17 protein-coding genes are annotated in these 24,956 nt (G+C 66.0%); 9 read left to right on the top strand and 8 right to left on the bottom strand.

Translation table 11 applies throughout. The features are described from left to right. Positions 1-32 precede the first annotated feature (32 nt). The gene (locus tag I6F28_RS18450; protein ID WP_036011774.1) at positions 33-1,058 is read left to right on the top strand and encodes a histone deacetylase family protein; all 1,026 of its coding nucleotides are present in this window, start codon (positions 33-35) and stop codon (positions 1,056-1,058) included. A gap of 234 nt (positions 1,059-1,292) precedes the next feature. Here I6F28_RS18450 and I6F28_RS18445 read toward each other — a convergent pair whose 3' ends face one another. The 3 genes from I6F28_RS18445 to I6F28_RS18435 all read right to left on the bottom strand — a co-directional run bounded on the left by I6F28_RS18445 (position 1,293) and on the right by I6F28_RS18435 (position 9,000). Beyond that, positions 1,293-2,024, bottom strand: coding sequence for a 4'-phosphopantetheinyl transferase family protein (locus I6F28_RS18445; RefSeq protein ID WP_225140443.1), 732 nt, complete (start codon positions 2,022-2,024; stop codon positions 1,293-1,295). Between the two features lie 221 nt (positions 2,025-2,245). Then, complete coding sequence (locus tag I6F28_RS18440; RefSeq protein ID WP_167361674.1) at positions 2,246-2,416, bottom strand: hypothetical protein; 171 nt, start codon at positions 2,414-2,416, stop codon at positions 2,246-2,248. Positions 2,417-2,556: 140 nt separating this feature from the next. After that, a complete protein-coding gene (locus I6F28_RS18435; protein WP_225140442.1) occupies positions 2,557-9,000 on the bottom strand; it encodes a non-ribosomal peptide synthetase in 6,444 nt (2,147 codons plus the stop codon). Positions 9,001-9,136: 136 nt separating this feature from the next. Between I6F28_RS18435 and I6F28_RS18430 the strand changes: the two genes are divergently transcribed. The 3 genes from I6F28_RS18430 (at position 9,137) to I6F28_RS18420 (ending at position 14,441) form a co-directional block, all read left to right on the top strand. Further along, on the top strand, positions 9,137-12,601 hold the full coding sequence (locus I6F28_RS18430) for an ATP-binding protein (RefSeq protein WP_225140441.1): 3,465 nt from the start codon (positions 9,137-9,139) through the stop codon (positions 12,599-12,601). Position 12,602: 1 nt separating this feature from the next. After that, positions 12,603-13,397, top strand: coding sequence for a protein-L-isoaspartate O-methyltransferase family protein (locus I6F28_RS18425; RefSeq protein WP_036011751.1), 795 nt, complete (start codon positions 12,603-12,605; stop codon positions 13,395-13,397). Positions 13,398-13,493: 96 nt separating this feature from the next. After that, complete coding sequence (locus I6F28_RS18420; protein ID WP_036026769.1) at positions 13,494-14,441, top strand: DUF6492 family protein; 948 nt, start codon at positions 13,494-13,496, stop codon at positions 14,439-14,441. Positions 14,442-14,545: 104 nt separating this feature from the next. Here I6F28_RS18420 and I6F28_RS18415 read toward each other — a convergent pair whose 3' ends face one another. Both I6F28_RS18415 and I6F28_RS18410 read right to left on the bottom strand, forming a co-directional pair. Next, entirely contained in the window at positions 14,546-15,613 is a 1,068-nt protein-coding gene (locus I6F28_RS18415; protein ID WP_036011740.1) for an endo-1,4-beta-xylanase, read from the bottom strand. Next, on the bottom strand, positions 15,610-16,698 hold the full coding sequence (locus I6F28_RS18410) for a glycosyltransferase family 1 protein (RefSeq protein ID WP_225140440.1): 1,089 nt from the start codon (positions 16,696-16,698) through the stop codon (positions 15,610-15,612). The genes I6F28_RS18415 and I6F28_RS18410 overlap by 4 nt, the downstream gene beginning before the upstream one ends. A 279-nt stretch (positions 16,699-16,977) precedes the next feature. Here I6F28_RS18410 and I6F28_RS18405 point away from each other — a divergent pair, with 279 nt between their 5' ends. Together I6F28_RS18405 and I6F28_RS18400 are read left to right on the top strand one after the other, a co-directional pair. Next, complete coding sequence (locus I6F28_RS18405) at positions 16,978-18,414, top strand: lipopolysaccharide biosynthesis protein (protein ID WP_225140439.1); 1,437 nt, start codon at positions 16,978-16,980, stop codon at positions 18,412-18,414. A gap of 261 nt (positions 18,415-18,675) precedes the next feature. Next, entirely contained in the window at positions 18,676-20,217 is a 1,542-nt protein-coding gene (locus tag I6F28_RS18400) for a L,D-transpeptidase (protein ID WP_109145176.1), read from the top strand. Between the two features lie 28 nt (positions 20,218-20,245). On the opposite strand, the gene I6F28_RS18395 is transcribed toward I6F28_RS18400, so the two are convergent. The 3 genes from I6F28_RS18395 to I6F28_RS18385 all read right to left on the bottom strand — a co-directional run bounded on the left by I6F28_RS18395 (position 20,246) and on the right by I6F28_RS18385 (position 22,745). Beyond that, positions 20,246-21,058 (bottom strand): class I SAM-dependent methyltransferase, encoded by an 813-nt coding sequence (locus tag I6F28_RS18395; RefSeq protein WP_225134939.1) that lies wholly within the window; start codon positions 21,056-21,058, stop codon positions 20,246-20,248. A gap of 120 nt (positions 21,059-21,178) precedes the next feature. Then, positions 21,179-21,727, bottom strand: a complete 549-nt coding sequence (locus I6F28_RS18390) for a VOC family protein (RefSeq protein ID WP_225140438.1) — start codon at positions 21,725-21,727, stop codon at positions 21,179-21,181. 25 nt (positions 21,728-21,752) lie between these two features. Next, positions 21,753-22,745, bottom strand: coding sequence for a Bug family tripartite tricarboxylate transporter substrate binding protein (locus tag I6F28_RS18385; protein WP_225140437.1), 993 nt, complete (start codon positions 22,743-22,745; stop codon positions 21,753-21,755). 100 nt (positions 22,746-22,845) lie between these two features. Here I6F28_RS18385 and I6F28_RS18380 point away from each other — a divergent pair, with 100 nt between their 5' ends. Genes I6F28_RS18380 through I6F28_RS18370 form a run of 3 tightly spaced genes read left to right on the top strand, consistent with a single transcriptional unit; the run spans position 22,846 to position 24,929 of the window. Next, on the top strand, positions 22,846-23,544 hold the full coding sequence (locus I6F28_RS18380; protein WP_036026741.1) for a TetR/AcrR family transcriptional regulator: 699 nt from the start codon (positions 22,846-22,848) through the stop codon (positions 23,542-23,544). After that, positions 23,522-24,082, top strand: a complete 561-nt coding sequence (locus I6F28_RS18375; protein ID WP_225140436.1) for a carboxymuconolactone decarboxylase family protein — start codon at positions 23,522-23,524, stop codon at positions 24,080-24,082. The genes I6F28_RS18380 and I6F28_RS18375 overlap by 23 nt, the downstream gene beginning before the upstream one ends. A gap of 1 nt (position 24,083) precedes the next feature. Further along, positions 24,084-24,929 carry an SDR family NAD(P)-dependent oxidoreductase gene (locus I6F28_RS18370; RefSeq protein ID WP_225140435.1) on the top strand — a complete coding sequence of 282 codons (846 nt, stop codon included), beginning with the start codon at positions 24,084-24,086 and terminating at the stop codon, positions 24,927-24,929. Positions 24,930-24,956 lie beyond the last annotated feature (27 nt).

The raw sequence follows: 24,956 nt of genomic DNA, 5'->3' as shown, positions 1-24,956 counted from the left end.
CGTCCAGTAGCATGCGACCACGGGGTGTTTGAGTGAAAGCCGTCCATACCGAACTGCACCGCAGTCACGATCCGCAATTCTTCCTGGTGCGCGGTGTCGTCAAGCGCACCACCGAGCAGCCCGAGCGCGCCGATCGCCTGCTCAGGGGATTGAAGGACGGCAGGCATCAACTGGTCGAACCAACCAAGTTCGGGCCCGGTCCGCGCGCACGCGTTCACAGTCCGGAATACCTGTCGTTCCTCAGCGAAGCCTGGGACGCCTGGACGGCGCTCGGCGATTCCGGCCCGGAGATGATCGGCAATGTCCATCCCGTGCGCCATGCCGCGACCTATCCGACCCACATCGTCGGTAAGCTCGGCTGGCACACCGCCGACACCGCAGCGCCGATCGGTCCGGGCACGTGGGCCGCGGCCTGCGCCGCCACCGACGTTGCGGTCACTGCTGCGCAGATGGTGATGGACGGCGAGGACGCGGTCTACGCGCTCTGCCGCCCGCCCGGCCATCACGCCTATCGCGATATGGCCGGCGGCTTCTGCTTCCTCAACAACAGCGCGATCGCGGCGGCGCATCTGCGGCAGAAGCACGAGCGCGTCGTGATCCTGGACGTCGATGTCCATCACGGCAACGGCACGCAAGGCATCTTTTATGCCCGGCCCGACGTCTACACGATCTCGATCCATGCCGACCCCGTTGCGTATTATCCGTACGTATGGGGCTATGCGCATGAGCGCGGCGAAGGACCCGGCCTCGGCACCAACCTCAACATTCCGCTTCCCATCGGCACCGGCGATGACGGCTATCTCCAGGCGCTGGACATCGCGCGCAAGGCGATCGAATCCTTTGCACCCGGCGCCCTCGTCATCGCACTCGGCCTCGATGCCTCCGAGCACGATCCGCTCAAGGGATTGGCCGTCACCACACCCGGCTTCCGCCGCATCGGCCAGGCCATCGCGAAGCTGGGCCTGCCGACCGTGCTCGTGCAGGAAGGCGGCTATCTCTCGGACATTCTCGGCGCCAACCTGACCTCTGTGCTGGCGGGATTCGAAGAAGCGCGGTGATGCTTACCTCTCCCCGCTTGCGGGGAGAGGTCGGAATTTGCGCAGCAAATTCCGGGTGAGGGGGTACAGGTCGCGCGGCGGTCCCCTGTGCGGAGAGAGGTCCCTCACCCCGACCACTCAACGCGAGCGAAGCTCGTCGCGTCCCCGTAACAACGGGGCGAGGGAGAAGAAGCCGCGTCGCTCGCGACTCAAAACATCCCACTCGGCGCACGCGCCTTGCAGACACGAGCCGCCTCACTCAGCCGCTTCGCGGAGGGGCCAGGCATGGCGGCTGATGGGAAGGCCGCCGTCCGCGCGGGAGCCGTCGGCGATCGCGAGGCGATGCGCGGGCGATGGCGAGCACAGCGAGAAGCGCCAGGCGTCCGGATCGTCGACGATGTCGGGCTTGAAGCTGATCTCGATGGCCTCGCGTGACACCTGCATGGCGAAGGCGTCGAGCGGCAGATTGAGCCCAAAGCCCCTGGCCTTCAGATAGGCCTCCTTGAGCGTCCAATAATCGAAAAAGCGCTCGATCGCCGCGGCCTCCGGCAGTCCGCGCAAGGCTTCGACCTCTTCCGGCGCAAAGAAGCGAAGCGCGGTGGACAGCGGCGCGACGCGCCGCGACACGGTTTCGACGTCGACCCCGACGGCCTCATGCCGCGACACCACGCAGGCGACGCAGCCGTCGGCATGCGACAGGCTGAAATGCAGCGCGGTCGAGGTGGCTGGTGCTGCGACGAACGGCCGGCCATAGCGGCCCGCGCCAAACGACCAGTCGGTGGGCGCGACGTTGGAAGCGACCTGTGACAGCGCCAGGCGCAACATCGCATGCGCGAAGATGTATTGCCGCCGATGCCGCTCGAACACGAAGCGATCGGCCCGGGCCCGCTCGTCGACCGAGAGCAGGCGTCGGCACGCCTCCGCCGCGCCCGGCACGTCAATGATCTCGATCAGTCCGACAAAGAGTTCGATTCTGTCGTCTGCCATCAATTGGGCCCATGGCGTCGGGCGAGGCCAAATCCCTCGGTGCCGACGGAAGAAACAACTGCGCAAGAATCAGCCGAGAGGACCGTACCTAGCGGTCCACCCGGGCGAATTCTTGTCGATTTGCAGGCCGGTTTACAGGCGCAAGCTTGTGCGAGCCCCCAAACTCGACACGCAAGCGGCCGCTCTGCGAAGATTCGTACGGCCGTCCCCGACCGACGAGTTTACTTCTTCTTGGACTTCTTCTTCTTGGACCCGCGCAGAGCCTTAAGGCTGGCGTCGACATCCTTCAGTGCGAGCTGGAGTTTTTGCTTCTCGAAATTGAGCAGGTCTTGCAGCGCCTTGCGGTCCTCCGCGCTGAGCGAGGTCTTCTTGGTAAATTTGATGAAACCCATAACACTCCCCCGGTTGAAAATGATCATCCCAAATCAAAATCCGAGAATAATCTTGCGCGACGACGCCAAATAATCAAGCTGCAACTTGATCATTCACAGCTTTGGGGCGTGAACCCGTATTCTGGCGCGATGTCGCGGCATCAAGCGGCCCTGCGCGCGAGCAATCTGCCGAGTGGTGCGTTGGGCTGGGCGATCGCCGCCGTTAGCAGGGCGACGAGGTCCTCCATCCATTCGCCGACCGCTCGGCCCTCGAGCAAATCGCGCTTGTAATTGCAGGAGCCGGTAATGCCGGTCGGGCGCTCCTTGAGCATCAGCGACAGCCAGGTCTGGTCGATCGGCAGCACCGGCTGGCCTTCGCGCGTGACGTTGCCGATCGATTCCGTCGCGAGATCCGGGAGATCGAGCGGCCGGCGCAACGGATTCTGCAGCGTGAAATAGACCTGGAGCAGCGAGGCCGGATCGATCCCCTCCTGCTCCAGTCGATCGGCCAGGACGTTGAACGGCAGCTCCTGCCGCGCATGCGCCTCGAGCACGCTCTGGCGCACCCGCAGCAGAGCCTGCGCGAAAGACAGGTCCGGCGTGATTGTCGTGCGGACGATCACCGTGTTCTCGAACGGGCCGATGATCCGGTCGGTGTCCGGCTGGGCACGATTGGCCATCGCGGTCGCGACCGCGATGTCGGTGCGGCCCGTCCGGGCCAGCAGCATGGCCTTCAGGCCGGTGAGGAAGCACATGAACAGCGTGCAATTGTGTTGGCCGGCAAACGCCGTCAACCGGGCGATCAGCTCGCGCTCGAGGCAGACCGGATGATGCCCGGTGGAGGCGCCCGGGCTCGATTCGCCGTCGAAGAGGGGACCCGCTCCGCGCAAATTCAGGATCCAGTCGGACGCCTGGCGGCGCGCCGCGTCGGTGCCGCACCACCAGCGCTGCCAACGTGCCACGTCCGAAAAGGCCGGCGGCGGCTTCGGCAGCGGCGCGGACGGATATCCGGCCAGCGCGGCATAGCGGCTCGACAATTCCTCGAACAGCACGCCGATCGACCAGCCGTCGACGACGGCGTGATGCAGCGTCAGCAGCAGCACGTGGTCGTCGTCGTGGAGCCGCAACAGCCGGGCGCGCAACAGCGGCGCGCGCGTGGTGTCGATCGGGGTATAGGCCTCCTGCTCGATCAGGAGATCGATCTTCCTGAGCTCGAGCGCCTTGCGCCGCTTGTTGTTGTGGGAATGACCGTCGCCGATCGTCTCGACCGTCATGATTCGGCCGAGCGTGCGTGGCGCGGCGATGCGGCTTTCCGGCTCATCGCCGTTCCAGGCGAACGCGGTGCGCAGCGATTCGTGCCGGCGCACCACGTCGTCGATCGCCTTTGCCAGGGCGGCCGAATCGAGCGGGCCCTGCAGGCGGAAGGCGAAGGGCAGGTTGAGCTGCGGCAGCCCCGGCAGATTGCGCTCGATGTGCAGCATCTGGCCCTGTCCGGTGGAAAACGCCGGCGGCCCGCCCGCAGCCGATCGCGGCAGGCTTGCGGCAGGCTTGTGCGGCTTCGTGGCCACGGTCTGTTCGACCCGCCGCGCCAACCCCTCGATCGTCGGCGCCTCGAAGAGGGCCTTGATCGGCAGCGACACGCCGAGCGCCCGCGCGATGCGCGCCATCACCTGGCCGGCCAGCAGCGAATGGCCGCCGAGGTCGAAGAAATTGTCGGTAACACCGATGCGTTCGACGTTCAGCAGGTCGATCCAGATGTCGGAGAGCACCTTTTCGGTGAAGTGCCGCGCCGGGACGACCGCATCCGCGCCGGACGTTTCCGGTGGGACGGACGCCAGCAGCGCCGAGCGGTCGATCTTGCCATGGGCGTTGAGCGGCACCTGATCCAGGAACAGGAAGGCGGCGGGGACGGCGTGGACGGAGAGGCGGCTCTTCAGGAAATCGCGCAGCTCGCTGGCACTGCTGCGGCTGCCGGGCTTGGCGACGACATGGGCGATCAGCCTGATGCCGCCGCTCGCCTCGCGGCGCGGTTCGACGATGGCGGCGCGCACGCTTGGATGCTCGGCCAGCGCGTTCTCGATCTCCTTGAGCTCGATACGATAGCCACGGATCTTGACCTGATGGTCGGCGCGGCCGAGGCATTCGATCGTCCCGTCGGCGCGGCGCCGGGCCAGATCGCCGGTCCGGTAGAGCCGGCTGCCGGCCTGGCGCGAGAACAGATCGGGCAGAAAGCGCTGCCGGCTCTGCGCGGGATCGTTGATATAGCCGCGGCCGATTCCGGCGCCGCCGATGCAGAGCTCGCCGGTCACGCCGATCGGTTGCGGCTGGAGCTGCGCGTCGAGCACGTAGAGCTGCGTGTTCGGCAGCGGCGCCCCGACCGGAACGTTGGCCGTCGCGATCGCCGGCGCCTTGGTAAGGCGATGCAGGGAGACGTCGTCGGAGCATTCCGACGCGCCATAGGCATTGATCAGCGGCACCCTCGGGCAGCGGGCAAACCAGGCGCGGCAGAGCTCGACGGGCAACGGCTCGCCGGTCGAGATCAGCAGCCGCAGCTTCGCGAAGGCGCGCGGGATCGGCGCCTCGTCCATACGCTCGAGAATGAGGCGCAGCAGCGAGGGCACGATCTCGAGCACCGTGATGCCCTCGCGCTCGATCTCGCGCGCCAGCAGCATCGGGTCCTGCACGATCGCGCTGCCGCAGACATGGACGCGCGCGCCGACCATGGGACCGGCGAGGAATTGCCAGACCGAGATGACGAAGCTCTGCGGCGCGGTCTGCGCGATCACGTCCTTAGGCGAGAGGCCGAGTTCGGAGATGAGCGAGGCCAGATGGTTCGACAGGCCGCGCTGCTCGATCATGACGCCCTTCGGCGCGCCGGAGGAGCCGGACGTATAGACGAGATAGGCAAGGCTCGAGGCGGCGCGGCGTGCGGCGCGGGCCGGCTTTGTCGACCCGGATGCAAGAGCGTCGTCGAGCTCGGCCACCGGGATGCGCTCGACCAGCGGTTCGAGCAGGGCCTCGACCATGGCAGACTGAGCCCGCCCGGTCAGCAGCACGCGGGCACAGCTCGATCCGAGGATGGTCGAGAGCCTTGCCGTCGGCTGGTCGGGATCGAGATTGAGGAAGGCCGCGCCGACGCGCTGCACCGCGATCATCGCGGCGAGCAGGTCGGGCCCGCGCTCCGCGAGCAGGGCAACCACGCTCTCGGCGCCGACGCCCTCACGGGCAAGCCAGCGCGCGGCCGCCCCAGTGCGACGCGCCAGCTCGCGATAGGTCAGGGACGTGCGACCGTCCGAGACCGCGACTGCGTTCGGCGTCTTCCTCGCCTGGCGCTCGAAGCGTTCGCTCAAGTTGCCGCGTGTGGTGAAATTGGCCGGCATGCCCCGGCCTTTTGCCAGCGCTTGCCGACGTTCGGCCCCGGTCAGGAGCGGCAGGCGCGAGATGCGCTGTTCCGGATTGGCGATGACGGCCTTGAGCAGCGCCTTGAACTGGGCCGCCATGGCTTCGATCGTCGCGGCCTCGAACAGATCGGTGGCGTATTCGAAGAAGCCGGTGAAGCGGCCATCGGCCTCGACCAGTTCGAGCGTGATGTCGAACCGCGCCACCCTGGGATCGACTTCCAGCCGCCGGGTCGACAGGCCAGGAAAGCGCGCCGCCTCGATCGAGGCGTTCTGGAGGATGAACATGATCCGGAACAGCGGATTGCCGTCGCTGCGGCGCGCCACCCGCAATGCGCGCAACACCTCCTCGATCGGAAGGTCCTGGTTGCGGTAGGCGTCCAGCGTGACCTGCCGTACCCGCCGCAACATCTCGCCGAAGCTCGGATCGCCGCTGAAATCGTTGCGCAGGACCAGGGTATTGGCGAACAGCCCGATCAGGCGTTCGCTCTCGATCTGGTTGCGGTTGGCGATCAGCGATCCCGTGGCGACGTCCTCATGCGAGGTGTGGCGGAACAACAGGCACTGGAAAGCGGCGAGCAGCGTCATGAACGGCGTGACGCCCTGGTTCTGGCTCAACGCGCGCAGCTCGGACGAGAGGGACTTTGAGAATTCAAGGTAGTGACGCGCGCCGTGTCCGCTCCAGATCTCAGGTCTCGGCCTGTCGGTTCTCAGCGGCAGCATGGTGACGCCGTCGAGCTGGGTCCGCCAATAATCAAGCTGCTCCCTGGCCGCGGGCGTCTGCGCCCAGCTTTGCTGCCAGAGTGCGAAGTCGCGATATTGGAAAGCGGGCGGCGGCAGTGCGGCCGAATGCTTCTTGCGTGTCGCGGCATAATGGACGGCGAGCTCCTGCCAGAACAGCCGCTGCGACCAGCCATCGGTGGCGAGGTGATGGACGTTGACCACCAGCGCATGGTTGTTCCTGTCGAACGACAGCAGTGTCGTCTTCAGGGGCGGCGCGTGGGCCAGGTCGAACTGACGTTGCGCAAGCCTGAGCGCCTCGCGCCGGATTGCCGCAGGCCGCCTGCCCGCAGGGCATGGCTTGAGCTTGATGCGCTCCAGCCGCGGCGTCGATGACAGCACGAGTTGCATCGGCTCGCCCTGGCGCTCGACGAACACCGAGCGCAGCGCCTCATGGCGCGTTGAGATCGCAGCGAGGCTCGCAGACAGCGCGGCGGCGTCGACCGGGCCCTTGAGGACGGCGATCTCGACGACGTTATAATTGTACCGCGTCGGGTCCAGTCGCGAGAGCACGTACATCCGCTGCTGCTGGAACGACAGCGGTGCGTCCGTGCCTGCAAGCCGGCGCCAGCCCGGCAGCGCCGTCTCGCGCCGGCTTGCGGCGGTCTCGATCCGGGCCGCAAGCGCTGCGACCGTCGGGCAATCGAAGATATCCTCGAACGAGAAGTCGACATTGAAGCGGTCGCGCAGGCGCGAGCGCATCTGTGTCACCGCGAGCGAATCCGCGCCGAGCGCGAAGACGTCCTGGTCGGCGCCGACCTGCGGCAGCTCCAACAGGCCGGCCCAGATCTCGGCGAGCTGGCTCTCGACCGCATTGCGCGGCAGCCGGGTCTCGTCGTCCGCGTCGACCGTTGCAATCAGCCCGGCGAGGGCGTTGCGCTTGACCTTGCCGCTGGCGCCCTTCGGCAGCGCCGCCACGCTGCGGATCAGGCTCGGTATCTTGTAGGCCGCAAGCCGCTTTCGCGCGAATTGGCGCAACTGGTCCGAGGTCGCCTCGGCGTTCGGCCGCAGCACCACGACGGCCGCGACGTTCTCGCCGAGCTTCTGGTGCGGGACCGCGAACACGCCGGCTTCCAGCACCGCCGGATGGCTGAGCAGGACGTCTTCCACCTCCAGCGGCGATATCTTCTGCCCGCCGCGGTTGATGACGTCCTTGATGCGGCCGACGATGAAGAGATAGCCGTCGTCATCGAGATAGCCGAGGTCGCCGGTCCTGAACCAGCCGTTGCGGAATGCGGCCCGCGTCGCCGGCTCGTCATTATAATAGCCGCGGCTCATGTTCGGCCCGCGCAGCACGATCTCGCCGTGCGCCCCGCTTGCGAGCGTGCGGCCGGTCTCGTCCATGATCGCGATCTCCGGGCCGGCGGCGCGACCGACCGACGCGACCTTGCGCAGCTCGAACCGATTGGCCGCAATCTGCGAGGCCGCCTCGGTCATGCCGTAAGTTTCGAGCACGGGAACGCCGAACGTTGTCTCCAGCCCGGCGAGAATCGTCGGCGCGAGCGAGGCCGAAGCCGACCGGATCACGCGCAGCGACGATGGTCGGGCGCGGTCGGGGTTTACTTCCGCCGCCGTCAGCAATGCGCGATGAATGGTCGGCACCGCCGTGTACCAGGTCGGTTGCAGCTCCCGCATCCAGCCGAAGAACGACGCTGCGTCGAAACCGTCGGTGCAGATCACGCTGGAGCCCGCGGCCAGCGCCGTGAGCAGGCCGGAGATCAAGCCATGGGCATGAAACAGCGGCAGGACGTTGAGTAGGCGATCATGCATCGTGAGCGACAGCACATGGCCGGCATTGTAAGCGGACAGGCAGACATTGCGATGGGTCAGCGGCACCATTTTCGGTCGCGCCGCCGTGCCTGACGTCAGCAGGATGAACGCATCGTCGTCGCCGCGCGAAGCGCCGCCGGCATTGGCCGGCCCGATCGCCGGAGCAATGAACGCGCAGCCGCCGAGATCGTGGGTGGGCCCCGCCACGAAATCGATCAATGCGATGTCGAGCATCCTGGCGGCGTCACGGCTCGCCGAGTTCATGTCGGCCCGGGTCACGAGCGCGGTCAGCTTCAGTTCGCTGAAATAGCGTTGCAGCTCGTCCGCCGTCAGATCGGGGTTGACGGGGACGCAGGCGCAGCCTGATGCGACTGCTAGCAGCGCCAGGGCAGTATCGGCGCCGCGCGGCAGCGCCACCGCGATGCGGTCTGCGGGACGGATGCCGAGTTCACGCAAGGCACGCACCAGTTGCCGGATCGACTCGGCCAGCGCGCCATAGCTGAGCGCCGGCCGGCCGGAAGCGAGGAGTGCGGGCGCCGCCGGCGTCCTGCGGGCGTAGAATTCGAGAAGGCCGCTGATATGCGCGAACACCTTCGTTTCGGCCGTGGTGCCGGCTGATGCTTCGTCCGCTCCGGATGCAATGTCCGACAACGCCATTCCCTTTTGGACCGATTAAGTTATTCTTCCAAGAAGTTGGGGAATGCGTCCAGTCCGAGGTGAAGTTTGGACCCCAAAATCTGTGGTTGAGGGGCCCTCGAGCCCTTCGACGGAGTAAGGGTCGGGCAGAATCACGATGCTGGAGAACGAGCCGAGCACGAGTTTGGAAGGTGGGCTGAATCACTGGCTCGAAAGCATCGGCCTCGGGCACTACACCGATCTTTTCGCGCAGCACCGCCTCGATCTCGACGTCATCGCGGATCTCACCGAAGCCGATCTGGTCGAGCTCGGATTGCCGCTCGGCGATCGCAAGCGGCTGCAGCGGGCGATGGCGGCGCTGTTTCAAGCGGAAACCACGGAGGCGCCGGCGGAGGCGCCGCGTCCGCAAATCCGGGCGGAGGTCGGAGCCGAACGGCGCCAGCTCACCACGATGTTCTGCGACATGGTGGATTCCACCTCGCTGTCCGCGCAGTTCGATCCGGAGGACGTCCGCGACATGATCGCGGATTTTCGCGAGACCTGCGTCCGGGTGGTCAAGCAATACGAGGGCTTTGCCGCCCGTTTCGTCGGCGACGGTATCCTGGTCTATTTCGGCTATCCGACCGCACATGAGGACGATGCCGAGCGCGCGGTGCGCGCCGGGCTCGAGATCGTGCGGGTGCTGTCGACGGCACGCGCGGTCGAGCCGCGTGGTGCGCTCAGCCATTCACCCGCCGTCCGCATCGGGATCGCGACCGGCCTCGTTGTGGTCGGCGACCTCGTCGGGCAGGGCACCGAAGAACGCGACTCCGCGGTCGGGGAAACCGTCAATCTCGCGGCGCGCCTGCAAGGCCTGGCGCCGCCCAACGGCGTGGTGATCTCGGCCTCGACGCAGGCGCTGCTGAAGGGGAAGTTCGACTACCGCAATCTCGGAGTCCACGACTTGAAGGGGATCTCCGAGAAGGCCCAGGCCTGGCACGTGGTGCGCGCCTCGCGGTTGGAGACCCGTTTCGCTGCGGCGATGGGTACGCGCCTGACGCCGCTCGTCAACCGCGAGGAGGAGATCGCGCTGTTGATGGGGCGCTGGCAGCAGGCCAAGGACGGCGACGGCCAGGTCGTGGTCAAGTTCGGCGAGCCCGGAATCGGCAAGTCGCGCATCATCCAGGAGATCTTCGAGCGGATATCGGGCGACCGCCATGGACAGGTCTCGCTGCAGTGCTCGCCCTATTACACCTCCACCGCGTTCCATCCGTTCGTCGAGCAGCTCAAATTCTCCCTCGGTCTCGATCGCGAGGATTCGTCCGCGCTGTCGCTGGCGAGCCTGGAGAACGCGATCGCCGCCGCCGATGGCGACATTGAGCAGGTCACCCCGCTGTTTGCCGCGCTGCTGTCGATACCGACCGGGGACCGCTATCCGCCGCTCGAGCTGTCGCCGCAGCAGCAGAAGGATGCGACGGTCGTGGCGCTGGTCAACCATTTCCTCGGCCTTGCGCGCGAGATGCCGCTGGTGATCGCGTTCGAGGATTTGCATTGGATCGACCCGACCTCCCGCGAGGTGGTCGACCTCCTGGTCGATCGGGTGCAGAACCAGCCGATCCTGGCGATCATCACCGCGCGCTCGGAATTCCAGGCGAGCTGGAACGCGCATTCGCACATCACCACCCTGGTCCTGAACCGCTTGAGCCGGCAGTTGCGCACGACGCTGGTGGAGCGCGTCGCGGGACGCGAGCTGCCCAAGGAGGTTGTCGAGGAGATCATCGTCAAGACCGACGGCGTGCCGCTGTTCCTGGAAGAGCTGACCAAGACGGTTCTGGAATCCAATCTGCTGACCGAGCGGCACGGGCGCTACGTGCTGTCGGGGCCGTGGCGGCAGCTCGCAATCCCGGCCACCCTGACCGACTCGCTGATGGCGCGGCTCGATCGGATGGGACCCTTCAAGCGCATCGCGCAGATCGGCGCCACGATCGGCCGCGAGTTCTCCTACGAGACGCTGCATGCCGTCGCCAATACGCCGGCCGAGCAGATCGAGGCGGCGCTCAGTCATCTGCAGGAGGCCGGGCTGATCATGCGCCGCGGCCATCCGCCGGATGCGCTGTACTCCTTCAAGCACGTGATGATCCAGAACGCCGCGCATGCGAGCCTGTTGCACAGCGAGCGGCGCAAGCTGCATGCGCGGATCGCCCAGGTGCTCGCCGAGATGTATCCGGAGAGGACCGAGCGCGAACCGGAGCTGCTCGCCCATCATTTGACCGAATCCGGCCAGAGCGAGGGCGCCGCCAGCTTCTGGCTCAAGGCCGGCAAGCAGGCGGCCAAGACCGGGGCCAATCTGGAGGCGATCGGCCACCTGCGCCGCGGCCTTAACGTCGTGCAGGCCAATGCGCGCATGCAGGGCGCCGACGAGATGGAGCTCAAGCTGCGCATCGCGCTCGGCAACGCGCTGATCGCCGCCAAGGGCTACGCGGTGCAGGAGGTCGAGGAGAACTACATCCGCGCGCTGGAGCTCGGCCGTCAGCTCGATGACGACGAAAAGGTCTTCGCTGCGACGCGCGGGCTCTGGGTGTGCCATTTCATCCGCGCCGATCTCACCCGCGCGCACGATCTCAGCGTCGAGCTGTTGAAGTTTGCCAAGCGCGAGCGGCTGAACGAGCGGACGCAGCCGGCGCAGCAGACCGGCTATCTGATCGAGGCGCACCGCGCGATCGCGATGACCATGCTCTATCGCGGCCGCTTCGCAGCCTCGCAGCACCATTTGCACCGCTGCATCAACCTGTTCAGCCCCGATCTGCACTCCGACCTGATGGAACGGCACGGCATCGATCCCGGTGTCGTTTCGCTGTCCTATCTCGGTTACCTCCTGTGGTTCCTCGGTCGGCCCGACGCGGCGCGCCAGCACAGCGAGCAGGCGATCGCGAACGCCGAGAAGATCCGCCACCCTTTCACGCTCGCCTTCGCGCTGGTGTTCGGCGCCTATCTCCGCCAGCATTTGCGCGACGTCGAAGGCACGCGCGACTACGCCAATCGCGCCATGATCATTGCCACCGAGCACAATTTCCTGCACTGGAAGCAGCAGGCGGCGATCCTGCGCGGCTGGGCGCTGGCTCAGCTCGGCGAAGCCGACGAAGGCCTCGGCCAGATGCGCTTCGGCCTCGACGAGTACGAGGCGATGGATTCCTGGCTCGCCGGCTGCTGGTTCCGCTGTCTGCTCGCGGAAACGTACGCCAAGGTCGGGATGCGCGACGCCGCCTTGCGCGCGCTGGATGGTGCGCTTGCGACCGCAAGGCGGACCGGCGATCACTTCTATCTCGCCGAGGTCTATCGCATGCAAGGCGAGATCACGCTGGCGGGTGGCGACCCGGCGTCGGTACAGGAGGCGGACGACCTGTTCGGCCTTTCGCTGGAGACCGCACGCAAGCAGGGAGCGCTGTCCTGGGAGCTTCGCACCGCCGTCTGCCTCGCGCGCCTGTCGCATCAAGCCGGCAAGCGCGAGCACGCAAGACTCCTGCTCATGCCGATCGTCGGCAAATTCAGCGAGGGCTTTTACACGCCGGACCTGAAGCAGGCGTTGCAGCTCGTCGACGAGCTCGGCATGGACGCGCCGGTGCGCGAGCAGGCCGGTCTGTGACATGAGCGATCTTGCCGCCGCGCGGGCGCGCTACGTGGAGTTGATCGCCAGGCGCGAGCGGATTGCCTCGAAGCGTCTGCTCGCCGCGCTCGCCGCCGTTCCGCGCGAGAAATTTCTGCCAAGGGGGCCTTGGCGCATCAAAGGCGAGGCAGCGCGCAGCTACCGCCCGACGCCCGACGCCGATCCCGTTCATCTCTACGACAACGTGCTGGTCGCCATCGATGCACGCCGCAAGCTCGACACCGGCCTGCCGAGCCTGTGGGCGCATTTGATCGACACTCTCGACGTCAAGCGGGCGGACCGTGTGGTGCAGATCGGCTGCGGCCTCGGCTATTTCTCCGCGGTGCTGTCGATCATGGTCGGCGAAAAGGGCCGCGTCCATGCGATCGAATGCGACGATCGGCTCGCGACCCGAGCGGCGAACTACTTGCGCGGCTATGGCAACGTCACGGTCGTCCACGGCGATGGGTGCAAGGACGTGGGCGAGCCCGCCGACGTGATCATCGTGCATGCCGGCTTCCCGCATCCGCACCCGCTCTGGCTGCGGTCGCTCCGTCCGCGCGGCCGTCTTCTGGTGCCGCTGACGCAGCGCGACCGCGAAGGCGCCGCCCTCAAGATCACGCGGAGGGCCAGGGGTTTCGAGGCAGAGGCGATCCAGCAGATCCGGATCTTTCCCGGCCGGGGCCGCGGCGTGACCGCCCTCGACGACCGCGTCGCCGACTGGTGGCAGCGCGCCTCAGCCCTGGCGCCGCTCCGCTTTCGCGGGCTGGAGCAGGGGCTGCCGTCGGATGGCTAACACTTCGTTTCGCTTTACCTTGATTTCGATCGTGAGTTTCCGGCATCTCGCATTGCCGCTATCAGTGCGGGTCTGATGGCCATTTGAGCGTGCTCCATGCATTCCGTTGCCCTGCTGACTGCCAGCTACGCCAAGGATATCGAACGCTTTTCGCTGCTTAGCGAGAGCATCGACACCTGGCTGTCGGGATACACGCGCCATTATGTGCTCGTTAACGATGAGGACGTGCCGCTGTTCGCGCGCTTCGCGTCCGACAAGCGGGTCATCGTTCCGGCCTCGCGCTATCTGCCGAAGTGGCTGTTCGCGCTGCCGCCGGCGCTCCAGTTCGGCAGCCGGCGCGTCTGGCTGTCGCTGCTGTCCTCGCCGGTGCACGGCTGGCACATCCAGCAGATCCTGAAGATCGCCGGCGTCCTCAACGCGCCCGAGCAGCGCGTCTGCATCCTAGATTCGGACAATCTGTTCTTCCGCGAGTTCGACGTCAGCCGATATGCCGGCGCTGAGACGACGCCGCTGTTCGTCACGCGCAAAGCGATCGCCGCCGACCACCCGTTGCACGGCCTGTGGCTGCGCACCGTCGACCAGCTTCTCGGCATCAAGGAGCGCGCGTTCCCGGCGGACGATTATGTCGGCAACGCGCTGGTCTGGGACAGGGACACGGCGCGTGCGATGACGGACGCGATCAAGTCGGCGACCGGCCTGAGCTGGGCGCTGGCGCTGTGCCGGAAGAAGAAGTTTTCGGAGTATCTGCTTTACGGAAACTTCGTCGCCAATGCGCCGGAACACCTGGCGCGACATCGGCTCACCGAAGACAGCATCGCGGTCTCGCACTGGGACGACACGCCGCTCGACCGCCCGGCCATCGAAGCGATGATGCGCACGGCCTCGCCCGAGCAGGTCGCGCTTTGCATTCAGTCCTATTCGTCGACGTCGATCGCCGACATCCGCGACGTGTTCCGCCTCTCCTCGCGCGAGCGGCGCGCGCCGAGCCTGGCGCCCGATCATATCGGCGATGTGGCCGCGTTCGAAACGCCGAAGACACGCTGATTTCTAAAGCATGATCCGGAAAAGTGCATAGCGGTTTTCCGAAAAGATCATGCTCGAACAATAATCTAAAGCGCGATGACGATTCATCCTAATCGCATCGCGCTTTAGCCGTCCTTCGTGAACTTGCTGATGACGTCCATGAACGGCTTCGGCTTGAACTCGCCGTCGAGCGGCAGGGGGCGGTTCGGCTGCTTGTCCTTGCGGGCAAAGGTGCCGTTGATCCAGCTGTAACGGTCCGAGATGCCCCAGGTCAGGATCGACCGCACCGGGCCGCTCGCGGCAACGGCCGTCAGCAGGTCGTCGACGCGCTTGGCGACGACGGCGTCGCGCTCCGCAGGACTTCCCGCCAGCTTCTGGTCGTCGACGTCGAGCTCGGTGATGAGAACCTCGAGCCCCCAGGAACGCAGCTCGGTGACGAATTCGGCGAGCCCGTGCGTGTCGATCTCAAGCTCGGCGTGAAGATGCGCCTGCAGCCCGACGGCGTGGAGCGGAACGCCCTGATCGAGCAGGTCCATGATGAGGGTGCGATAGGCGGCCCGCTTGGCGATGAAGGAATCTTTCGCCGATTCGATGTCATATTCGTTGATCGCGAGCTTGACGAAGGGGTCGGCCGCGGCCGCCGTGCGGAACGCCAGCGGAATCCAGCGATCGCCGAGATGTTGCGTCCAGAAGGTGTCGCGCCGGTCCTTCGGGCTGCGCGGATTGTCCGGGATCGGCTCGTTGACGACGTCCCACGACGTCAGCTTGTCCTTGTAGTAGGAAACGACGGTGCCGATGTGGTCGAGATAGGCGCGTTCGACGCCCTTGCTGCCCTTGATCTGCTTGGTCCAGTCCGGAATGTCGTGATACCAGGCGAGTGCGTGGCCGCGCATGGTCAGATCGTTGTCGCGCGCGAAATCCAGGATCGCGTCGGCGCGCTCGAAGGTGAACGTATGGGCGTCCGGCCGCAGCATCGGCCATTTCAGCTCGAGCACCGGCACCACCTGCGTGCAATAGGTGCTGATGGCCTCGCCGAGCCGCGGATCGGCTTGCAGGTCCCAGAGCGTGGCGGCTGCGCCGTAGCCCGGGCGGCGTTGGACGCGTTTCGAGGCCGGCACCGCGGACGCCGATGCGCCCGCCGCGAGCGTTGCGACACTGCCGAGCAGGAATTCGCGTCGGTCGAGCCCGGTCACGCGTGCCGCTGCATCGCGGCTTCCGCGATTTCGTAATAGTGAAGCGCGCCCTTCTCGAGCGTCAGGTGGTCCAGCACATAATCGCGCGGCGCGAAGCCTCCCGCCTCGACCTCTGACCAGAAACGGCCCCAGCCCGCCGCGAAGCTGCCAGCATCAGTGAAGGTCATGCCGCAGCGTGCGTCGAAATAGGGCACCGAGGACACGTTACCCTCGTATCGCACCTTGTCCGGGAAATATTTCGGATCCTGCCAGGGCCCGCCGCGATCCCAGGCGAAGACGGGCACGCCGCTCGAGAGTGCTTGCTGGCAGGCGATGCCCTGGCTCTCGTGCTCGCAGAGGAAGATCATGCTGCGGCAGCGCGCCAGCGCGGTCTTGTAATCCTCTTCCTTGTAGTGCCCGTAGCGGATCGTTTCGACCGTGCGTCCGCCGGCTTCGAGAAACTTTCGGATCGGCTCGATCAGCTCCGGTTGATACCGGTCGTAATCCCAGCGGACCTTGTCGTAGAGCAGCACGTCGATCTTCTTCTGCGCGGCCGGCGCCGGGACCCACAGATCCGTCTCGATGCCGACGGGCCAGGCACCGACATGGGGCCAGTGCGGACGGAACATGTCGGCATACCAGGCGCACGGCAACAGCACCTGCCTCACGTCGAGATCCTCTAGAGTTTCTGGTGCGTCGATTGGATGGTCATACATGGCGACGCCAAGCAGCAGTGGATTCTTCCACTTGAACCAGTCGAGCACGAACGGCCGGCCGATGATGCAGGCCAGTTCCTCCGGATGCTTCCGAATGTAGCGATAATCGTTGACGCGGTAGCGAATGCCAAGCCGATCGAGACCTGCGCACAGATTGAGCAGAACGCGCCGCTGTCCGCTGATGAAGGACTTGCCCAGCAGCAACCGGCGCAGCAGCGGCCGAAGGTGACGGTCGCCGGGAAACCAGCGGTCGTCTCGTTCCTCGAAGAAGAGGTTGAGGACCATCCTGTCGCGGCCCTTCGCGCCGGGATACGCCGGAGCCGCGGGAGCAGTGGCGGTTCGACGCGGGAGGGAGGTCGATCTCGCCCGTGTTCGTTCGACAACGTCCATATCAGTTACATCAGTGCGTCGGAGGAGTCGGGCGACGTTTCGCTATCATTGCTTCTTTTCTGTGATCGCGCCCGCTCCTTCAAGGACAGGGCAAATTTAACGCTAACGCGCGATAACCGCGTGCTCGCTCCATTAGCGATCCGATTTGCAGGGTTATCCGGCTATCCTTGACTTGTCCTTGACCTATCCTTGGCAATGCCAGCGGCGAGCCCCGATTGTCGCACCCAATCGTCTTAACGATCCGTTAATCCTGATGGCCGCCCACGGTCCCGTGCTCGCATGCTGAACCGCCATTTCTCGATCTATCTCGTCGCCTACATCCTGCCTGCGGCGGTGGGCTTCTTCGCCGTCACGGCCTATACGCGGCTCCTCAGCCCGGCGGAGTACGGCGTCTATGTCGTCGGCATCAGCCTTGCCGGGATTCTGGGCGCGATCTTCTTCGCCTGGATCAAGCTGTCGGTGTCGCGCTATCAGGCGATGTCGGCGGAGGTCGATTTTCGTGGCACGGCAATCGTCGCCTTCGCGCTCACGGCCGCGGTGCTCTGCGCCACCACTCCGCTGGTCGTCCTGTTCCGCAGCGATGTCAGCGTCGAGCTGCTGCTCGCCAGCATGTTCGTCGCGATCATGGCCAATGCAGTCGATGTCGGCCAGGAGTTCGAGCGCGCTAAATTGCGCCCCTACCGGTTCGCGGCGATCTCGATCGTGCGCAGCTTCTCCAGCGTCGGCTTCGGTCTTCTCGGAATCTGGCTCGGCTGGGGTGGATTGGGGCTGCTCGCCGCATTCGGCCTGGGGTCGCTCGCCGGCATCATCCTGAACCTCGTCGGCGACCGCACCGGGATCGCGCGATTCCAGCGCAGCCAGTTCATGCAGCTGGCGCGCTACGGCCTGCCGCTGACGCTGGCGGGATTGTCCGTGGCGGTCTATTCGGCCTGCGACCGCCTCATTGTCGCTTATCTGCTCGGCAAGGATGCTGCCGGCATCTTCGGCGTTGCCGCCGATCTGCCGCGCCAGTTCATGGTGATGATCGCATCCAGCGTCGCCGCGGCGACCGTGCCGCTGGTGTTCCGGTCATTGTCCGAGAACAACGGCGAGACGACGCGGGAGCGGCTGACCGAAAGCCTCGAGCTGCTGCTCGTCGTGGTGGCGCCCGTTGCGGTCTGGCTTGCGCTTGCGGCGGACCAGGTGGCCGGAACGCTCGTCGGGATCGACTTCCGCGCCGGCGTCTCGGCCCTGTTGCCGACACTGGTGCTTGCGCGCTTCTTCGGCATCGCCAATCAGTTCTACGTGCAGATCAGCTTCCAGCTCGCCGAGCGGCCGTTCATGCTGGCGACGCAATCTTTCCTCACGCTGGTGATCAGCGTGATCCTGATGTTCGCGCTGATCGGCGGCTACGGCCTTTACGGCGCGGCGCTGGCGACCTTGGCGACCGAGGCGATCGGCTTCCTGGTCGCACTCGTCCTGATGCATCGGGCCCATCCGGTTCCGTTCGAGCTCAATCGCCTCGCCGGCGTCGCTGCCTCCGCGGCCGCGATGGCCGCCGCGATCCTGATTGCGCGGTCGCAAGTGGGCGGCACCGGCCTCGTGCCGCTCGTCATCGTCAGCCTCGCCGGCGGCCTTGCCTATGCCGCCGCGGCCTGGCTGCTGAATGTTGCGAACGTGCGAACGTTGTCGCTGCGTTTCCTGCGAACGTTGAACCGCAAGGCTCTCGGCGTCTAGCGAGGGACTATCCGCGCGTTCGTACGGTTGCACCAAAAGGTGATCCGGACATTCTGCCGCAGCGATCGAGGCAGCTCCGGACCGCCCCCGGCTGAAGGCCGCCTTCCGCCTTCGCCAACCCTCGTATATGAGAGATTTGTCGCCCGAACGTACCGAATCCCGCCACAGAGGGAACGTAAGGCGGCTGCGATTTCTTAATCCAATGATTCCAATCTGACACGTGAGCGACACCAGCCGACTGGCAGCTCGACCGAGGATGGCATGAAAAACCGATCGACGACGGCGCAATCCATCAGGGCGGTGGGGCGCCGGGGGCCTGCCGGAATCATGGCGCTCGTGGCGGCGGCGACCCTTGCGGCGGCCACCCCGGCGATTGCGGCCAAGCAGCAGCGCCAGGTGGCCGAGGCAGTCGCGCCGCGGGTGGCCGGCGATCCGGTCATGGCGATCGTGTCGATCAAGAGCCAGCAGGTCACTTTCTACGATGCCGACGGCTGGATCGTGCGCGCGCCGGTATCGACCGGCACCACCGGACGCGAGACGCCGGCTGGCGTCTTTGCCATTCTCGAGAAGAACCGGGAGCATCGCTCGAGCCTTTATGACGATGCCTGGATGCCGCACATGCAGCGCATTACCTGGAACGGCATCGCCCTGCATGGCGGACCGCTGCCCGGCTATGCCGCCTCGCACGGCTGCGTGCGAATGCCGTTCGGCTTCGCCGAGAATGTGTTCGACAAGACCTATATCGGGATGCGCGTGATCGTCTCGCCGCATGACACGGTCCCGACGGAATTCTCTCATCCCTCGCTGTTCGTGCCAAAGCCGGAGGCCATCGCGGCCGTGCCCGGCCGGGCCGACAAGCTCTCCGCCGAGGCGGAGGAGGCCACAAGGGCGGCCGACGAGGCCAAGAAGGCTGCGTCCGCCGCCGCGAAGGAAGCCGCCTCGCTCCCGGCCGCGTTGCGCAAGCTGGAGCAGCAGAAGACCCGCGCCGATGCCGAGCTCGCCTTCGCCGACAAAATGCTCGCAAATGCCAAGACGGATCAGGCCCGAGCCAAGGCCGAGGAGCTGAAGCAGAAGGCAGCAACCAAGGCTGCCGACGCGGCGACGCAGCTCGAGGCCGCCAGGGCCGCCGCGCAGCCGAAGCGCGATGCGGTGGCTGCGACCAAGGAAGCCGCGAAGACCGCTGCGGCGAGAAAGACCGAGGCCGTGAAGGCGGCGACCGACGCGAAGCTCGCGGGCGAGCCGGTCTCGGTCTACATCAGCCGGGCGACGCAGAAGCTCTATGTGCGTCGGAACACGCACAAGCCGGCGCCCGACGGCGGCGGCGAGGTGTTCGACACCAGCATCGAGGTCCCCGTCACGATCCGCAATCCCGAGCAGCCGATCGGCACGCATATCTTCACGGCGATGGCGAAGACTGGGACGGGCCTGCGCTGGAGCGTTGTCACGATCGAGAACGGCGATGAGGCGCGCAACGCACTCGACCGCATCACCATCCCGCAGGACGTATGGGACCGCATCGGACCGACCGCGTTGCCGCGTTCCTCGATCGTCATCTCGGACGAGCCGCTGAGCAGCGAGACCAATTACCGCACCGAGTTCGTCGCGGTGCTGAGCAACGAGCCGCAAGGCGGCTTCATCACGCGCAAGCCGACCGCGCCTGCCATGATCGCCAGCGATGACGGCTGGGACAACGGCTTCGGCTTCTTCTACCGCGATCCCTACGTCCAGCCGGCCAACCCGCGCCGGCGCAGCCAGTACCAATATTACCAGCCGGCGCAGCCGATGCAGCGGGGGTTCTGGTAAGGACGCGGGGCTTGCCTGCGGCGCAGGCTTATGGCCGCGCCGTGATCACCAGCGCCTGGATCTTGGCTTCGACCGGCCCGGATCCGTGGCGCGCGCGGATTGCAGCGGCGACAGCGTCCGTCGCGGCCTGAAGATCGCCGCCGCTTCTCGCCTCGATTTCGCCGCGCAGCGGGGTACCCTGGCAATACGCTAACGCCACGAGGTCTGGCGAGGCGGCGCGGCTGGTGGCTGCCAGTATTTCGATCGAGACGTTGCCGAAACCTGCGCGTGCAAGGTCGGCCCGTATGATCGCCTGGTCGAAATAGCCGTGGGGTGTCCGCGTTAGGAAGCGTGGCGGATCGTCGGGAAACAGCTTGCCCAGGGCGGTCGTTGCGTCATCGGCGAACACGTTCTCCTCGATGCGGTCCCAGACATTGAAAAGAAACGCGCCGCCGAGCTTCAGGACGCGCTTTGCTTCCGAATAGCCCTTGACGCGGTCCGGAAAGAACATCGCGCCGAACTGGCAGCAGACCACGTCGAACTCGGCGTCGCCGAACGGAAGCGCCAACGCATCCGCCTGGCGCCAGGAGATGCGGTCATCGCCCGCCTGATGCTGCGCCGCGACCGCGAGCATCGGCTCGTTGAGGTCGGTCGCAACGTAGCGGACGTTGCGCGGCAAAGCCGCCGCCACGGCGCGCGTCACGGCGCCGGTGCCGGCCGCGATCTCGAGCAGCGCGGAGGGCGAGAGCGCGGCGACGCGTCTTGCGATGTCGTCGGCGTATCCGGCGAAGATCATCGGGACGAGATGCTCATCGTAGAGTTTTGGGATGGAGCCGGCGAAAACCTTGTCAGTGTCTGACATGCCTGCCTCGCTGAAGGTTCGGAACGTGAGGCCCAACGTTACCACGGATGCGCCGGCAAGGCTGTGAAGGAGACCGGCTCAGCACGGCGTTGTGTGCTCAGCGAACATCGGCAAAACCGGTCAGCGAGCCTTACGATCTCCCGCCGCGACCTCGCGGATCGGCCGCGTGCCGTCCCAGTTCAGTGCGGCCTGCCGCACCTTCTCGAAGAACGGGCCCTTGGTGCCGCTGATGTCGGAGATTTCGATCACCGTGCCCGGATGCGCCTGCGTGTGGAAATAGGCAAAGCGTCCCTTGTTGCCGCCGATCTGGCCCTCATGGCCGATCCGATAGCCGAGCCCGAGCGCCTTGTCGTAGAGCGCCTGATAGTCGTGGCTCCAGTACGACATGTGCTGGAGCCCTTCGTGCCCAGCATCGAGGAATTCCCTGTAGAGCGAGGGCGCGTCGTTGCGCTGCTGGATCAGCTCGATCTGGAGATCGCCGGAATTCGCCAGCGCAATGCTCATCTCGACGGCGGAATCCCGGCCGCGATGCCGGAACCAGTCGGTCTTGACCCGGTCCATGTAGTACCAGGGTCCGACGCCCATCACCTCGATCCAGTGCTTCATCGCGGCGTGGATGTCCCGCACCACATATCCGTTCTGGCGCACCGCGCCGAAGATACGGCTCATGCCCGCGCTCCTGTCGTCAGCTTACTCACTTGACCTCGATGCCCGCGTCCTTGGCAACCTGCTTCCAGGCCGTGATGTCGCGCGCGTTGATGTCGCGTTGCTCCTCGCCTGGCACGAATTGCGGGGTGATGCCGAGCGCCAGCAGCTTCTGCTTCACCACCTCATCGCCAAGGGTCTCCTTCAGGGCCGCCGACAGCTTCTGCGCGATCGGCGGAGCCACGCCGGCGGGCGCATACATCGCCCATGACAGGCTGCGGTCGAACGCGACGCCCTGCTCCTTGTAGCTGGCGATTTCGGGCAGGCTCGGCGACCGCTCGCCGCAGGCCGCCAGCGCCTTGATCGAGCCCTCCTTCACCAGCGGCGTTGCGGTGGCGACGTCGAGCGTCGCCAGGGAAATGTGGCGGCCGAGCAAATCGCCGGCCAGCTTTGCGATGCCGTTGAACGGCACGTGGTCCATCCTGATGCCGGTCTGCTGCATCAGGATCTCCGCGCAGAATTGTCCGGTCGAGCCGACGCCCCAGCTGCCGTACTGGATCGGCTCGCCCTTCTTGGCCAGCGCGACCAGACCCTTGATGTCATTGGCGGCAAAGTCCTTGGTTGCCACCAGCATGATGGAGGAGACGCCGACGCGCCCGATCGTCGTGAAATCCTTGATCGGATCGTAGGGCAGTTTTGGATAGATCGCGGGCGCCAGCACATGCGTGGTCATGCCGCCGACGGTGATGGTGTAGCCGTCATTGGCGGAAGTCGCGACCATCTGCGTGCCGATCGTGCCGGCGGCGCCGGTGTGGTTCTCGATATAGATGCTCTGCCCGAGCGTCTTGCCCATCCTCTCCGCAAGCAGCCGGCCGACTACGTCGCCGCCGCCGCCGGCCGCGTAAGGCAGCAGCATCCTGATCTTGCGGGTGGGGTAGGCGGCAGCATCCTCGGCGCGGGCGGACGGCGCCGCTGACAAGATCAGCAGCAATGATGTGACGATGCGAAGCGCTGCGATGGTTTGCGCGGCGTGGCTTGCCATGGCGTTCTTCCCCCAATTGCTCTCCGCTTATCGAGCGGAGTTGAAACGAACGATCGTTCGTACGGTTGACTAGCGAACGAGCGTTCGTTAGTCAAGCAGCATGGCTGTCGACACCTCCAGCGCGGCTGAAGCGGCTGCGCCCACGACGCGCGAGCGCATCCTCGCCGAAGCGCTCAATTTGTTCGCGCAGAGCGGCTATGGCGGCGCCTCGATGCGCGAGCTCGCGCGCCGCGTCGGCATCCGCGAGAGCAGCCTCTACAACCATTTCCCCGGCAAGGCGGCGATCCTCGAGGCGATCGTCAGCGAGCATGGCCCGGCCAGCTCGGCGAGCCGGCTGGAGGAGCCGCGCTACAAGCAGCTGGCGCGGCAGCCGGCGGAGTTCTGCCGGCAGTTCGCGCTCGACCTCGTCGAGCAATGGTCCGATCCGCGCGAGCACCAGTTCCAGAAGGTCATCACCGCCGAGCGCAACCGCGTGCCAGGCATTCGCGCCAAATTCGCCGATCATTTCTACGCGCGCGAGCAGAGCCTGATGACGGATTATTTCCGCGGCTTCGCGCTCGCCGGCCTGATCTCGACCACTGATCCGCGCGAGACCGCGCGGCTGTTCGCCGCCGGTCTGATCTACATCCGCCTCGAGCATTACGTGATGGGCGCGGTGCCGTCGCCGCGGCCGAAGGTGATCGAGGCGATCGACCGCTATCTCGCCTTCTTCCTGTCGCTGATCGCGGCAGGTCAAGACGCCGACAACAAGAAACGGAAGCCCAAGGGAGAAATGCGTGGCAAGGCTGCCCCTGATTGATCCGGAGACGACGAGCGGCGACATTCGCGCCTCGTTCGACCGCATGCCGGTCAAGCTCAACATCTTCCGCATGATGGCCCATGCCGAGGCCAACATGATTCCGGCGATGCGGCTCGGCAATTCCATCCTGCACAAGCAGAAGCTCAGCGCGGTCAACCGCGAGCTTCTGATCCTCCAGTCCGCCCAGCTCGAAGGCGGCGCCTACGAGTGGCGCCAGCACGTGCCAATCGCGCTCGGCGTCGGCTGCACGCAGGACCAGATCGACGCCGTCGAGCGTAGTGACTACGACGCCGCCGGCCTGAGCGAGGCCGAGCGCGCGCTGCTGAAGTTCGGCCGCGAAGTGGTCGAGAACGTCCGTGTCCCCGAGACCATCTTCGCGGCCGTGCGAAAACATTTCAGCGACCAGGAAATCGTCGAAGCCATCGTCGCGCTCGGCTTTTACATGATGATGGCGCGCCTGACCGAAGCAACGGAAACCGATCTCGATCCCGCCGCTGGCATGAAGGTCTATGACGGCGGCAAGAAGTCAGGCGGCTGAGATGGCGGACACCGAGAGCAAGCCGGAGCGTTACATTCGTCCGCCGAGCGCGGAATCATCCGGAGAAGCGCCGGGCAGGGGGCGCCTCAAAGGGCGCCGCATCCTGATCGTCGGCGGCGGCCAACGCGTGTTCGACGCAGCGAGCGATCCAATCGGCAACGGCCGTGCCATGAGCATCCTGTGCGCCCGCGAGGGCGCCAAGGTCGCGGTCGCCGATCTCAACCGCAGCTCCGCCGAACAGACGGTGAAGCGCATCACGGATGAAGGCGGCGACGGCTTTGCCATCGCGGCCGACGTTACCTCGGAGGCCGACGTCGTCCGCATGATCGACGAAGCGCGCCGCGCCATGGGCGGGCTCGACGGCATGGTGCTGAACGTCGGCACATTCGGCAAGGTCGGGCTCGATGCCGTCAGCCCCGAGGAGTGGAACAAGATCTACGACGTCAATGTCCGCGGCCCCATGCTGTGCTGCCGCGCCGGCTTGCCGAAATTCGACGATGGCGGCGCCATCGTCTTCATCTCCTCCATCGCCGCGCTGAAGGCGGGCTCGCAGATGGCGGTGTACGATTCCTCGAAAGCCGCGCTCGGCGGTCTGATGCGCAACATCGCCCATCTCGGAGCCCGCCGCGGCATCCGCGCCAATCTCGTCTATCCCGGAGTCGTCGACACCCCCAACGGCCGCGAAGCCGGCGCCGGCCGTCCCTCCCGCGGCAAGAGCCACATCCCGTTCGGCCGCCAGGCGACAGCCTGGGAGATTGCCTATGCCGTGCTGTTCTTCCTCTCCGACGAAAGCGTCTACGTCACCGCACAGACCCTCGCAGTCGATAGCGGCCTGAGCGGGATGTAAGTGCTCTTCTGTAGCCCGGATGGAGCG

This window comes from Bradyrhizobium sp. NBAIM14 (assembly GCF_020193895.1).
GTDB classification, from domain to species: domain Bacteria; phylum Pseudomonadota; class Alphaproteobacteria; order Rhizobiales; family Xanthobacteraceae; genus Bradyrhizobium; species Bradyrhizobium yuanmingense.
Note: the sequence above shows the minus strand (reverse complement) of the source record. Positions and strands in the feature narration are given on the sequence as shown.

Coding starts and splice junctions, on each gene's coding strand:
- I6F28_RS18385 (WP_225140437.1), bottom strand. CDS start 22,745: ATGGCAAGCCACGCCGCGCAAACCATCGCAGCGCTTCGCATCGTCACA.
- I6F28_RS18370 (WP_225140435.1), top strand. CDS start 24,084: ATGGCGGACACCGAGAGCAAGCCGGAGCGTTACATTCGTCCGCCGAGC.
- I6F28_RS18445 (WP_225140443.1), bottom strand. CDS start 2,024: ATGGCAGACGACAGAATCGAACTCTTTGTCGGACTGATCGAGATCATT.
- I6F28_RS18400 (WP_109145176.1), top strand. CDS start 18,676: ATGAAAAACCGATCGACGACGGCGCAATCCATCAGGGCGGTGGGGCGC.
- I6F28_RS18430 (WP_225140441.1), top strand. CDS start 9,137: ATGCTGGAGAACGAGCCGAGCACGAGTTTGGAAGGTGGGCTGAATCAC.
- I6F28_RS18410 (WP_225140440.1), bottom strand. CDS start 16,698: ATGGACGTTGTCGAACGAACACGGGCGAGATCGACCTCCCTCCCGCGT.
- I6F28_RS18405 (WP_225140439.1), top strand. CDS start 16,978: ATGCTGAACCGCCATTTCTCGATCTATCTCGTCGCCTACATCCTGCCT.
- I6F28_RS18440 (WP_167361674.1), bottom strand. CDS start 2,416: ATGGGTTTCATCAAATTTACCAAGAAGACCTCGCTCAGCGCGGAGGAC.
- I6F28_RS18420 (WP_036026769.1), top strand. CDS start 13,494: ATGCATTCCGTTGCCCTGCTGACTGCCAGCTACGCCAAGGATATCGAA.
- I6F28_RS18435 (WP_225140442.1), bottom strand. CDS start 9,000: ATGGCGTTGTCGGACATTGCATCCGGAGCGGACGAAGCATCAGCCGGC.
- I6F28_RS18395 (WP_225134939.1), bottom strand. CDS start 21,058: ATGTCAGACACTGACAAGGTTTTCGCCGGCTCCATCCCAAAACTCTAC.
- I6F28_RS18380 (WP_036026741.1), top strand. CDS start 22,846: ATGGCTGTCGACACCTCCAGCGCGGCTGAAGCGGCTGCGCCCACGACG.
- I6F28_RS18390 (WP_225140438.1), bottom strand. CDS start 21,727: ATGAGCCGTATCTTCGGCGCGGTGCGCCAGAACGGATATGTGGTGCGG.
- I6F28_RS18425 (WP_036011751.1), top strand. CDS start 12,603: ATGAGCGATCTTGCCGCCGCGCGGGCGCGCTACGTGGAGTTGATCGCC.